The organism is Burkholderia seminalis DSM 23518 (assembly GCF_902832885.1).
Classification (GTDB): Bacteria; Pseudomonadota; Gammaproteobacteria; order Burkholderiales; family Burkholderiaceae; genus Burkholderia; species Burkholderia seminalis.
This window is the reverse complement of sequence record NZ_CADFDK010000003.1, coordinates 118,254-130,566: the sequence shown is the minus strand read 5'-3', so window position 1 is coordinate 130,566 and position 12,313 is coordinate 118,254. Positions and strand designations below refer to the sequence as shown.

Genomic DNA, 12,313 nt, shown 5'->3' with positions numbered 1-12,313 from the left:
CCGGCATGCGCAGCCGCGCCGCCCTGCCGTGTGCGTCCGGCACGCACGTGTTTCGCCCGCCGACCGGGCCGTCGTGATTCCTGATCCTTCCCTCCGGTTTTGCCTTTTCCATCGCGGCTCTCTCTTGAAGATGCGCCGACAGGGTTCCGGTACGACTGGATCCGCGGCACTGTGCACTTGATGGTGGAATCTTAAGAGCAGAACAGTTGGCGGCGAGTACACACATCGACCACGCGAACAAGAGTACAGTTCGGCGCGAATCGCGCATGGCGGGAGAACTGTACGTCTTATGAAATGGCCTGGCGGCCGGAAACCGCGCGCGGCGCGGCCGGATCGGCCTGGAACGACCGCGACACGGGCATTCGTCCGACCGTCTCGACGGGAGTGCAATACTGTGCGGCCGCACGGTTTTTCATGACCGGAGTCAGCCCCGCCGCGCATGCGATCGAACGGGCCGCCGCCCCCGGCGCCTTGATCCGCAACGCCCGACCAGTACAGATGATGAAATGGTGTCAGAACGTAACGACTGCCCGCGCATCGCGCGCCGCCGGCCCGGAAACCGCCGATGACTGATCGCGACCTCGCCGCGCGGCTCGTCGCGCGACTGACCGGCAGCGCCGACCATCCGCGCTTTACCGGCGCGCCGATCGACCTGTCGACGCTCGATGCGCACACGCTCGGTACGGTCTGGCCGGCGCTGCGTCGCGCCGAGCACGACATCATGCTGCGCGACCACGCGTACGACGACCCACGCGCCGAATTCACGCGCTGGCTGCGCGGGCAGATCGACGCGCTCGGCCTCGTGCCGCTCGTCGACGCCGATGCCGCGCTCGAACTGTTCCGCGACATTCCGCCCGGCGGATGGAAACGTGCGCTGGAAGACCTGCCCTGTCTCGATGCGCTGCCGTCGCCCGCGCTGCAAGCCGAACTGGCGCGCATCGCGGGCGAACCGGAAGACGGCGAACCGCGGGCGAAATCCGCGTATGGCGCGTATGCGCTCGACTGGTTCGCTGGCCGCCGCGACTTCTCGGCGCGGCGCGATGCGTACGCGCAGGCGCTGGCGGATTCGCCGTTTCGCCTGCGCGAACTCGACGTGTTGCCCGAACTCGGGCCGGCCGCGCTGCTCGCGCTGGCCGCGACGAACGACGGCTATTTCGCGCCGAAACGGCTGTGGCTCGACTTCGGCGACCCGGCCGTCACGCTCGCGGAAGACGCCGCGTACGTCGCGTTCGCGCGCGACGCGCTGACCGAGGCCGCGCGACTGGTCGCCGCGCTGCACGCCGGCGCCGTGCCGTACGAGGCAGATCGCGCGTTCACGACCGACGACGCGCAGGTCGTCGCGCGCGCCGCGCGCGTGGCCGCCTATCGCGACGAAGCATGGCTGCGCCCGCTGATCGGGCCGCTGCTGACCGGCGTATGCGTCGCGCCGACGACCGCGAAAACAGTGCCGTCGCAGTCGCTCGCGATTGCGCTCGGCCATGCGGTCGAGACGATCCCGACGCCGGAGAGCGTGCGCGCGCTGCGCGACGCGCTCGCCACGGTGCGTCACGCGGGCGTGCAGAAAAAGCTCGCGCGCAACCTGAAACCCGCCGAACGTGCGCTCGGCGAGCGGCCGCACACCGCGCTGCGCATGACGCTCGACGCGAAACCGGACAAGAAGCAGCTCGCGATGCTTGCCACCTGCATGGAAGCCGGCTTCTGGCAGCCGATGTCGCTAGGTCATGCCGAATGGCGCGAGCGTCTCGTCGATACGCCGGCCGGCGCCGCGTTCTCCGTGCGGATGATCTGGCAAGCGTGCGGCCGCGATGGCTCGACGCAATCGTTCATCCCCGACATCGCGAAAGGCAAGGTCGTGCCGCGCGACGCGGCCGGGCACGCATGCGAGATCGCCGACGACTGCACGATCCGGCTATGGCATCCGCTGCTGGCCGACGCGCACGAGCGGCTCGCGTGGCAGCGCGCGATCGTCGACCGCACGCTCCGGCAGCCGGTGCGGCAGGCGTTCCGCGAGTACTACGTGCCGGCCGACGGCGACGCGTCGGCGAGCGATTCCGCGATGTTCGAAGGTCACGTGCTGTCGAGCCGGCCGCTGCTCGGCGTCGCGCGCCGCGAAGGCTGGTCGATCCGCGCGTACGACGACGGGCTCGCCCGTGAATTCGGCGACGTGCGCGCGACCTTCCTCGTCGATGCGCGGCTCTATCCCGGCACGGAGGGCCACGGCACGTCGCGCCGGCTGGTCTTCGAGCGCCGGCACGACCGGCGCTGGGTGCCGGTGCCGATCGGCGAGATCGACGCTGTCGTGTTCTCCGAAGTGGCGCGGGCGGTCGACCTGCTGGTGAGCGTGGCCGCGTTCGCGCTCGACGACCCCGCGACACGCGCGGCCGCCGCTTCGCTCGCGGCGGACCCGGCCCGCCAGCGCGACCTCGAAACCGAACGCCGGCAGCGCCTGAACCGGTTGTCGGCGCTGCCGCTCGGCGTGATGGCGCGGCATCGCAAACACGTGCTGTCGCTCGTGTTCGCCGAACCGGTTGCGCAAGGGAAGATCACGATCGACGATCGCCACGTGCACGTCGGCGCGTGGTCGGTGCATTGCGCGACCGGCCGCGTGACGCGCGACGGCGAGCCTGTCGACGCCCCGCTCGAGCCGCCGCCGTCGCCGCTGCGCGCGGTGCCGTGGCTACCCTACGACGAGGCGCTGCTGCAGCGGATCGTCGACGTCGTCGCGCATCTGCTCGAGTAGGCCTTGCGAACGTGCGTGCCCGCCGTCAGATCGACCCGAACAGCGCGCGCGGCCGGTCCTTCAGCGTGCCCGCCAGGATCCGCAGCCCGTTGACGAGTTCGTCGCGCGTGGCCGGACACGCGAGGTTGATGCGCACGCCGTGCTCGATTTCCGCACGGTCGACCGCGAACGTCGACGACGGCATCACGATCACGCCGCGCGCCTTCGCATTCGCGGCGAAGTCGTCGGCACGCCACGGCGGCGGCAGCCGCAGCCACACGAACATGCACGCCGGGTCGGCCTTCAACTGCCCGGCCGGCAGCAGTTCGCGGGCGAAATCGACACGTGCGCGGATCTCCGCGAGTTGCGCGGCCATGATCCGCTCGGCGGTGCCGTCCTCGATCCACACCGTGGCGATCAGCATCGACGTCGGCGCGGGCATCCATGCGGTCGTGCGCACGGCTTCCGCGCACAGCGCGACGCTGTCGCGCGGGCAGCTCAGGTAGCCGAGGCGCAGCCCCGGCGCGAGGATCTTCGACGTCGCGCCGAGATGGAACGTCAGCTCGGGACATAGCCCCGCGATCGCCGGCAGCCGGTCGCGCACGAGCGGGCCGTACACGTCGTCCTCGATGATCGTCACGTGATGGCGGCGCGCGATGTCGACGAGCGCCATCCGGCGCGCGAGGCTCATCGTCGTCACGGTCGGGTTCTGCAGGTTCGGCACGACGAAGATCGCCTTGACCGGCATGCGCTGGCAGATCCGCTCGATCTCGTCGGGCAGCAAGCCGTCGTCGTCGGCCGGCGCGCTGACGATCTCGAACTGGAATACCGGCGCGAGCGCCTTGAGGCCGTAGTACGTGAGGCGATCGGCGACGATCACGCCGTCGGTGCCGATCAGGCTGTTCAGCACCGCATACAGCCCGTGCTGCGCGCCGCTCGTGACGACCACCTGGTCGCGCGACGGCGTGAAGCCGGGCGCGGCAAGCCACTGCGCACCGGCCGCCCGCGCCCAGTCCGGGCCCTGCGGCGGCTGGTATTCCTGCAGCGCGGCGAACCGCGGGTCGCTCGGCAGCGTGCCGAACGTCTGCGCGAGGCTCGCGAGAAACTCGCCGGTCGCCGGGCGGTTCACGGTCAGGTCGATCACGCCGTTGCCGGCCGCGAGCGCCGCGCGGGCCGGCGCGATGCTCGGCATCGCGCCGCCGGTGACGAGCGAGCCGCGCCGCTTGCTGCCGATCACGAGGCCGCGCAGCTGCAGTTCCTTGTACGCACGCGACACGGTCGACACGTTGATGCCGAGCTCCGTCGCGAGCTGGCGCTGCGGCGGCAGGCGACTGCCCGGCGGATACGTGCCGCTGCGGATTTCCTCCTCGATCGAGCTCGATACCTCGACATAAGTCGGCCGCTTCGCCTGCGCCGGCAGGCCGCCGTCACGCTCGCCGGAAAGTTTGTCTGATTCCATTTGTCGCCCATGACCACACAAAAAGCGTTTGTCTGCCGTTTTGATTTGCCCAGCGATTGTATATGACATCCCCGCCCCGTCAAACGCTTAAGGAAAAGTCTGCGGAATCAGCGGGTTGAAATCGGGTAAACACCAACACCACACAATCTCTTTTTGATTGCACACAAAAAATTACTGTGTGATTCTTGATCGCAACTTTGTGTGAACCTTGTGGACCGGAGGGGAAGCGTCATGGCGAACGTCGCCATCGTGGGTGCGGGCTTCATCGGGCTCGGCGCGGCGGCATGGCTGCAGCGCGACGGGCATCGCGTGACGCTGTTCGATCCGGCCGGCGTCGGCGAGGGTGCATCGTTCGGCAATGCCGCGACGTTCGCGCCGTACGGCTGCGTGCCGGTGAACGGGCCGTCCGTGTTCCGCGAGCTGCCGCACTTCCTGTTCGCCGCCGACAGCCCGCTGCGTATCCGCTGGCCGTACCTGCTGCACGGCGCACCGTGGCTCGCGCGGTTCCTGCTCGCATCGACGCCCGCGCGCCACGCACGCAGCGCGAGCGCGCTGGCCGCCCTGTTGTCGCGCGCCGCCGACGGTTATGCGCCGCTGCTCGCTTCGCCGCGGCTCGCGGCGTTCGTGCGGCCGCGCGAATGCCTGTACCTGTACGCGCGGCAGGCGTCGTTCGATGCCGCGCAACCGTCGCTCGCGTTGCGACGCCGGCTCGGCGTGCCGTTCGAGACGCTCGACGCGGGCGCGATCCGCGCGCTCGAACCCGCGCTCGCGCCTATCTTCGCGCGCGGCGTGCTGTTCGTCGGCAGCTGGCATTTCTCCGATCCGCACGGCTTTCTCGGCGCGTTGTTCGCGCACCTTTCCGCCGGCGGCGCGACGCTCGATCGCGCGCGCGTCGAGCGCATCACGCCTGCCGGCGATACCGTGAACGTGCAGGCGGGCGGGACGGTCCGCGCGTTCGATCACGTCGTCGTCGCCGCGGGCGCCCGCTCGCGCGAATTCGCGGCCGCATGCGGCGATGCGGTGCCGCTCGACACCGAGCGCGGTTATCACGTGCAGTTCGGCGCGCCCGGAGAGCGCGTCACGCGGCCGGTCGGCTGGGCCGAACGCGGCTTCTACATGACGCCGCTCGACGAAGGGCTGCGCGCGGCCGGCACCGTCGAGCTCGGCGGCTTCGACGCGCCGATGAACCCGTCGCTCGTCGCGCTGCTCACGCGGTCCGCGCGCGAAGCCGTGCCGTCGCTCGGCGCGCCGACGCGCAACTGGCTCGGCTTCCGGCCGACGCTGCCCGACGGCGTGCCCGTCATCGGCCACGCACGCGGCAGTGCGCGCGTGATCCATGCATTCGGTCATCAGCATCTCGGCGTGACGCTCGCCGGCATCACCGGACAGCTCGTCGCCGACCTCGTCGCCCGGCGCGCTCCGCCGCTGGACCTCGCGCCGTACCGGGCCGCGCGATTCTGACGCGCGCCACGCCCCCTTCCACCCACGCAAGGAGAAGCATCATGAATCGTCGTCACTGGCTGGTATGGCTGGCCGTCTGCTCGATCGGCACGGTCGCGGGGTCGGCGCTCGCAGCCGACCCGGAAACCGTCAAGATCGGCTTCGCCGGCCCGCTGACGGGGCCGGTCGCGCGCGTCGGCAAGGATCTGCAATACGGGGCGCAGCTCGCCCTCGACGAGGAGAACGCAAAGTATCCGACCATCGGCGGCAAGCCGGTGCGCTTCGTGCTCGACGTGCAGGACGACCAGGCCGATCCGCGCATCGCGATCCAGGTCGCACAGAAGCTCGTCGACGACGGCGTGGTCGGCGTGATCGGCCACTACAATTCCGGCTGCAGCATTCCCGCGTCGGCCGTCTACAAGCAGGCGAACGTCGCGATGATCACTCCCGGCTCGACCAATCCGCAGCTGACGATGCAGGGCTTCAAGAACGTGTTCCGCACGATGGGGCACGACGGCGTCGGCGGCGTGGTGGCCGGCCGCTTCGCGGTCGAGCAGTTGAAGGCGAAGCGGATCGGCATCATCGACGATCGCACCGCGTTCGGCCAGGGCCTCGCCGACGCATTCGAGAAAGGCGTGAAGGACGCGCACGGCAGCATCGTCGGCCGCGAATACACGAACGACAAGGCCGTCGATTTCCGCGGCATCCTGACGACGATGAAGAGCAACAACGTCGACCTGCTGTTCTTCGGCGGGCTCGACGAACAGGGGGCGATGCTCGTCAAGCAGATGCGCTCGCTCGGCATCCGTGCGCAGCTGTTCGGCGCCGGCGCATTGAAAAGCAACGCATTCCTGAAGATCGCCGGCAACGCGGGCGAAGGCACGCAGGATCTGGAGCCCGGCCCCGCGCTCGACAAGCTGCCGTCGGCCGTCGCGTTCGCGCAGCGCTACAAGGCGCGCTTCAACCAGGACGTCGAGCTGTATGCGCCGTTCGCCTACGATGCGGCGCTCGCGATGATCGCGGCGGTCCGCAAGGCCGATTCGCTCGATCGCGGCAAGATCGTCGCGAGCCTGCCGGGTGTGGCGGTGACCGGGGTGACCGGCAAGATCTCGTTCGACGAGCGCGGCGACCTGATCAAGCCGCCATACACGCTGTTCCGCGTCGAACAGGGGCAGTGGCACAGCATTCGCACGGTCGGCGGCGCGTCGAACTGATCGACGCCGGGCAGCCGGCGGCGGGCGGCGTCACCGCGCCGCCTGCTGCCGCTGCACCTCCTGCGCTTTCATCTGCAGATACGCGCTCCGCTCGACTTCGTGCAGTTGCTGCGGATACTGCTCGGTGGCATCGAACCAGCGCGCGAGGCGCTGGTCGAGCGGCTTGTCGAGCGTCGCGAGATACGTGTCGATCGCAAGGTAATAGCGCATCGTGTTGCGCTCCAGCAGCCCGCGCACGCCGCCGACGTATTGCGGCTGCGCGGCCGATGCACCGACGTTCGTGAACCCGACCTTGTCGCTGCCGACCGTCGCGAGGTAGGTCTTCATCGCCATCCGGCCGACCGTGCCGAAACCATACGAATACGTGAGGTGAAGGAACGTGCGCGACGCGCCGACCGGCACGGCCTCCAGCGCGATCCGGTAATCCTTCGTGCCCATCGGGCCGCTGTCGGCGGCCAGATCGACCTGGAAGTAGTCGGGCGTCGCGGCCGCCACGCGATAGCGGAACTGCACGCGATAGGTGTCCGACAGCTTCTGCTGGATCTTGCGGCCGAGGTTCACGTCGAGCACCGGCCCGTTGCCGCCGCTCGACGCATGACAGTATTTCGTGTTCAGGTGCAGGATCAGCACCGCGCACCAGTTCGCGGGGCCCTGCGCGGCATCGTCGAGCTGGCCGCTCACGACCGCGAACGGATAGTCGACCACCGCGTAGATGTCGCCCTTCAGCGACGACGACGCCTCCGCCGACTCGAGGTACAACGGCCGGTGAAACGCGTTGTCCTTCAGTTGCGCGCCGAGGCTGCGATAACGATCGAGCAACGCGGCCGCGCCGTTCGCGCCATCGGCGCCGAACGACAGCGCGCTCCAGCCGACGCACAGCGCCGCGACGCACGCGTGCCAGACGCGGCGGGCACGCCACGTGCCGCGCGAATGTCCGGATGTCTCCATTCTTGTACTCCCTGCCGCGCGATGGGCGCGCGCCTGTGTCACAGAATACGCCTGCATTCCGCGCGCTGCCGCTATCGGTTCCGCTTCACCGGCATCGGCAACTGCGCGGCGGTGATCCGGATCAGCGCGGCCAGCCACTCGCGGTCGTCCCAGCGATCGCCGGGGATGACGAGGTGCGGCTTCGCGGCCGGATACGGCGGCGCCTCTTCGCAGGCGCCGAGATACGCGCGTCCTTCCGGTGTCGGCTTGACGAACAGCCGGTCGTCGCAGACGAGCGCGACCATCCTGCCGTCGCAATAGATGCCGTATTCCCCGAACATCTTGCGCGCCGATACCGTACCGGCCGCCGCGCTCTGCTCGACGATGAAATCGACCGTGCCCTGGCTCGATGCCATGCGCTGCTCCTTGCAAAAAAAAATTATGACCGCAGCGTACACCGACCGTTCCGTTGCCTCGGCGGATACGCCGTGGCGCGTCATCCATTCGTCGACGGAAAGCGTGTTCGGTCATGGACCGGCGTTCCCGGCCGGCCGTCTCCTGACACAGCTGACAGTTACATCGCGGCGCGATGAATCGTCCAATGGCGCTTCACGAAAATCCGGCCTCGATCGTATGTCGGGCGCGACGCGCCGGCGATCAGGCCGCACAATGAAGCATCACGAATCACGACGAGGATGTCGATGAGCGTACCCGCCAACCTTCCCGCATGGCTCGGGCAAGCCTACGAACGATGCCGGTCTCTCGTCCCCGGCGCGATGCGGCGCGAGACGGTTCCGGTCGACGACGCCGCATGGCGCGTCACGGCTGAAGACGTCATCGCCCCCGACGACGTTCCGTCCGTTCCGCTCGCCGCCTGCGACGGCTACGCGCTGCGCGCGGCCGATACCGCGACGGCCTCCCGCCGCGAACCCGTCGAGCTCGATTGCGAACTCCGGCTGGCCCCGCTGGCGTCGCGAACGGCCAGCCCGGCCGCCCGCGCACTCGACGCACGGCAAGCGGCCGGCATTCCGGCCTACGTCGCGATGCCGGCGCACGCCGACGCGGTTGCGCCGAAGGCCGAGCATCGATGGATCGACGGGAACGCGGGCGCACGCCTGCGCTTCCATGCGCCGCTCGCGGCCGGACAGCACGTGATCGCCGTCGGCAGCGAATTCCGGAAAGGACAGGTGCTGCTCGCGAAAGGGATGCGGATCACGCCCGCACGGCTGGCGGGGCTGATAGCCGCGGGCGTGCGCGACGTCGTCGTCACGAAGCGGCCGCGGATCGGCGTCGTGATCGCGGGGTACGACGTGGTGCCGCCGGGCCATGCACGCGAGCCCTGGCAGCGATTCGACTCGCTGGGTCCGTATCTCCGCGCGGTACTGCGGCAATGGGGATACGCGGTGCCGGCCGCGGAAACCCTGCCGTTGCCCTCGTCGTTTCCGTGCTCGCCCGATACGGAACGCGACGAAAGCGCGTTCAAGCAACAGCTGGGCGCGCTTTCCGGGCGCTACGACCTGATTGTCGGCGCCGGATTGCCGGCGAGCGCGCCGTTCGAGATGCGAGGCCTGAATGCGCAGACGGTCTACGCGAACGATCGCGAGACGATCCGGATCAGGCAGACACCCGGCGAGCGGTTCAATGTCGGGCGAAGCGACGACCGTTCGCCGCCGACGAAGTGGACCGTGCAATCCACCCGGCCGGACGGCGTCGTCTACCGAACGGAAACATGCGTCGGTTACGACCAGGCCGTGCTGGTCAATCTGCCCGGCCATGCGAGCGGCGTCGCCGTGCTGATGCACACGATCGTTCCGCACGTGCTCGACCTGCTGGAACATGTTGCGGCGCCGGGCCCTTGCTGGGAAACCGCGCCGACCGCGCACGACATCGAACCCGATGCCGAATGCAACGGGATGCGATGGGGCTGCCTGTCCGCCACCGAACGCGGCGAATCGCGAGTCCGCCTGCTGCCGTTCCAGGGCGACGGGCCGATTCGCGGTGTCGCCGAGGCCGATGCGCTCGTCGCGATCCCGGCGGGCGTCGAGGTACTGCCGGCCGGGACGCCCGTTCTGTTTCTGCGGCTGGACGGCACGGGCGCGCGCGCCTCGCACGCCGGCGTGACGCCGGACGAAACCGCGAACGTTCCGGCGCAACCGCGGCAGACCTCACCTTCTCCCGACGTACCGGTTGCCGGCCCCGCGACGCCTGATGTTCGCGAAGCGTGGCAACGCATCGAACGCGCGATCGCCGCTCATCCCGCCAGCTTGCCGGGCGGCCTGAACGGGCCGGCCGACGATCATGTGCTGGCCGAATTGCCTGCCGCACTGGGCGCGACGCTGCCCGACGACGTGATCGACAGCCTCCGGCTGCACGACGGGCAAGCCGATCCGGACGCCGTCTTCACCGAAAGCGATGCGCTGCTCGGCGCGCAGGAGATCGTCGCGCAATGGACGATCTGGCGGACACTCGTTTCCGGCGGCGATTTCGCCGGCATGACGTCGGAACCCGATGCCGGCGTCCGCGACGACTGGTACAACCTCAAGTGGATTCCGTTCACGCACGACGGCAGCGGCAATCATCTCTGCATCGACCTCGATCCCGCGCAAGGCGGCGTGAGCGGCCAGGTGATCCGCGTGTGGCACGACGACGAACTGCGTGAGCGCGTCGCATCGAGTTACGCGGAATGGCTTGCACGCGTGGCGGCGGAACGCGACGGCCCGGCCGCCGACTGACCGGCTCGCGCAAACGGGTGCAAACGGGTGCAAACGGGCGCGAGCGCCGCCGCGCCATCCGCTTACTTGTCGGCCGCAAACGCGCTCGACATCTGCCGCGCGCGCTTCACGTCGTCGCCGTGCAGATAAATCGACGTCGTCGAGATCGACGCATGCCGCAGGTTGTCGCGCACGGTCGTCAGCTCGGCCCCGCGCGCAAGCGCGTGCGTCGCATGCGTATGCCGCATCCAGTGCGGGCTCGCCTGCCGCAGCTTCTGCGCGAGCGCCGGGTTATCGGCTTCGACGGCATCCGCCGTCTGCGCAAAGAAGCGCTGCATCACCTTCCACAGCCGCACGCTCGTGATCGCGGCCGCCTCGTCTTCCGCGAGACTCGCGATCAGCGGCGTATCGGGCCGCCAGCGCACCGGTGTGACCGGCAGCCGGCGCGCGACCAGATAGCGGTCGAGCGCCGTGCGCGCGAGCGGCGGCAGCGCGACGCGGGCGGCCTTGCTCCCCTTGCCGATCACCTTCAGCCACGCGTCGCCGTGCGCATCCGTCTCGATGCCGCCGAGCGTCGCGCCGACCAGCTCGCTCGCGCGCAGCCCGGTCGCATAGCCGAAATCGAGAATGAAGCGCAGCCGTTGCGCGGCGGCCGGCGTCCAGCCCGGCTGCGGCGCGCCGTCAGCCGCGCGCGTCCGGAACTCGAGGCCGTCGGCGATCGTGCGGACCAGCAGCCACTCGCCTTCGGTGAACGCATGCGACGTGTCGAGTGCGTTCGCGCCGCGCGTATCGCGCACCTTCACGCCCGCGAACGGATTCGCGAGCAGGTAGCGCTGCTCGATCAGCCAGCGGAACAACGCCCCGAGCACCGACAGCGTGTACGCCGCCGACCGCGCGGACAGCGCGCCCGAGAACGGCCGCCAGTCGGGCGCGCCGCGCGGCCGCACGGGCCCGACCCAGCGTTCGTGCGGTGTCGGGCGCCGGATGAACGCGCGATAGGCGACCGCATCCTCGGTCGTCAGCGACGACAGCGCGCGCCCGCGCTCGACGATGGCCCACAGGATCAGCCGTTCGGCTTCCTTGCGGTATGCACGCCGCGTCGCGGCCGATTCGTGCAGCGACAGCCACGCGTGCACGGCCGCGTAATCGTTGTCCGCGTCGAGCGTGCTGGTCGCGTGCGGCGCGCGGAACGTGCCGGCCGAGCCGTCGACCTCGTGCGGCAGCTTCAACTGCTCCCACGGCACGATGCTGCCGCGCGGCGTCGCGGCGATCAGCGCGCGCGCCCGCTCCGTCAGGTCGGGATGCTCGGCGAAAAATGCCTCGATGCGCCGCGCGCCGGCCACGCCGAGGCCCGCGATCGCGGTCCACCACTGGCGCCGGCGCGGAATGCGTACCGTCAGGTCGGCCAGCGTCGCGATGCCGTGCGCCCGCAGCGCGACGACCGCGCGCGCGGGCAGCCAGAGGCCGACGTCGTCGCTGATCTGCGGCAACGGCGCGCGCGCGTGACGCAGCAGGCCGATTGCTTCGGTCGCGGCCTTGGCCTCCCGCACACGCTCACCGTTGGGATGGCCGAGCCGTTCCGCGAGATCGGGGCGGCCGGCCAGCCGCGCGACGCGCACGAGGCGGCGGCGAATGGCGCCGATCACGCCGCGCGCGGACCGTCCTGCGCCGAGGCGATCGGGCAGGTAGCGTTCGACGGCCTGGCGCACGGTCATGCCCGCGTACCACGCACGCAGCGCGGCCAGTTCGTCGGCGTCGGGAAAGCCTGCGGGCGCAGGCGCGGCATCGGAGGAAGGCGGTGAAATGAGGCGCGGTTTCATGGGCGCCAGTTTGACAGAAGCGT

Annotated in this window: 9 protein-coding genes; 5 read left to right on the top strand and 4 right to left on the bottom strand. The window is 69.8% G+C overall.

Features of this window, described 5'->3' with window-relative positions; all coding sequences use genetic code 11:
• The first annotated feature begins 294 nt into the window (after window positions 1-294).
• A complete protein-coding gene (locus HWX00_RS11170; protein WP_175028492.1) occupies window positions 295-573 on the top strand; it encodes a hypothetical protein in 279 nt (92 codons plus the stop codon).
• Window positions 566-2,740, top strand: a complete 2,175-nt coding sequence (locus tag HWX00_RS11165) for a DUF4132 domain-containing protein (protein WP_175028491.1) — start codon at window positions 566-568, stop codon at window positions 2,738-2,740. The genes HWX00_RS11170 and HWX00_RS11165 overlap by 8 nt, the downstream gene beginning before the upstream one ends.
• 25 nt (window positions 2,741-2,765) lie before the next feature.
• On the opposite strand, the gene HWX00_RS11160 is transcribed toward HWX00_RS11165, so the two are convergent.
• Window positions 2,766-4,178: an aminotransferase-like domain-containing protein gene (locus tag HWX00_RS11160; RefSeq protein WP_175028490.1), complete on the bottom strand. Its 1,413-nt coding sequence runs from the start codon at window positions 4,176-4,178 to the stop codon at window positions 2,766-2,768.
• A gap of 231 nt (window positions 4,179-4,409) precedes the next feature.
• Here HWX00_RS11160 and HWX00_RS11155 point away from each other — a divergent pair, with 231 nt between their 5' ends.
• Both HWX00_RS11155 and HWX00_RS11150 read left to right on the top strand, forming a co-directional pair.
• Window positions 4,410-5,639, top strand: a complete 1,230-nt coding sequence (locus tag HWX00_RS11155) for an NAD(P)/FAD-dependent oxidoreductase (RefSeq protein WP_124610154.1) — start codon at window positions 4,410-4,412, stop codon at window positions 5,637-5,639.
• A gap of 41 nt (window positions 5,640-5,680) precedes the next feature.
• Window positions 5,681-6,832 carry a branched-chain amino acid ABC transporter substrate-binding protein gene (locus HWX00_RS11150; protein WP_175028489.1) on the top strand — a complete coding sequence of 384 codons (1,152 nt, stop codon included), beginning with the start codon at window positions 5,681-5,683 and terminating at the stop codon, window positions 6,830-6,832.
• A gap of 30 nt (window positions 6,833-6,862) precedes the next feature.
• Here HWX00_RS11150 and HWX00_RS11145 read toward each other — a convergent pair whose 3' ends face one another.
• Window positions 6,863-7,780, bottom strand: a complete 918-nt coding sequence (locus tag HWX00_RS11145; protein WP_059561308.1) for a hypothetical protein — start codon at window positions 7,778-7,780, stop codon at window positions 6,863-6,865.
• Between the two features lie 71 nt (window positions 7,781-7,851).
• Entirely contained in the window at window positions 7,852-8,175 is a 324-nt protein-coding gene (locus tag HWX00_RS11140; protein ID WP_034189565.1) for a TfoX/Sxy family protein, read from the bottom strand.
• Window positions 8,176-8,460: 285 nt separating this feature from the next.
• Between HWX00_RS11140 and HWX00_RS11135 the strand changes: the two genes are divergently transcribed.
• Window positions 8,461-10,491 (top strand): SMI1/KNR4 family protein, encoded by a 2,031-nt coding sequence (locus HWX00_RS11135; RefSeq protein ID WP_175028488.1) that lies wholly within the window; start codon window positions 8,461-8,463, stop codon window positions 10,489-10,491.
• A gap of 62 nt (window positions 10,492-10,553) precedes the next feature.
• Here the strand turns inward: HWX00_RS11135 and HWX00_RS11130 are convergent, their stop codons facing one another.
• Entirely contained in the window at window positions 10,554-12,290 is a 1,737-nt protein-coding gene (locus tag HWX00_RS11130; protein ID WP_175028487.1) for a site-specific integrase, read from the bottom strand.
• Between the last annotated feature and the right edge of the window lie 23 nt (window positions 12,291-12,313).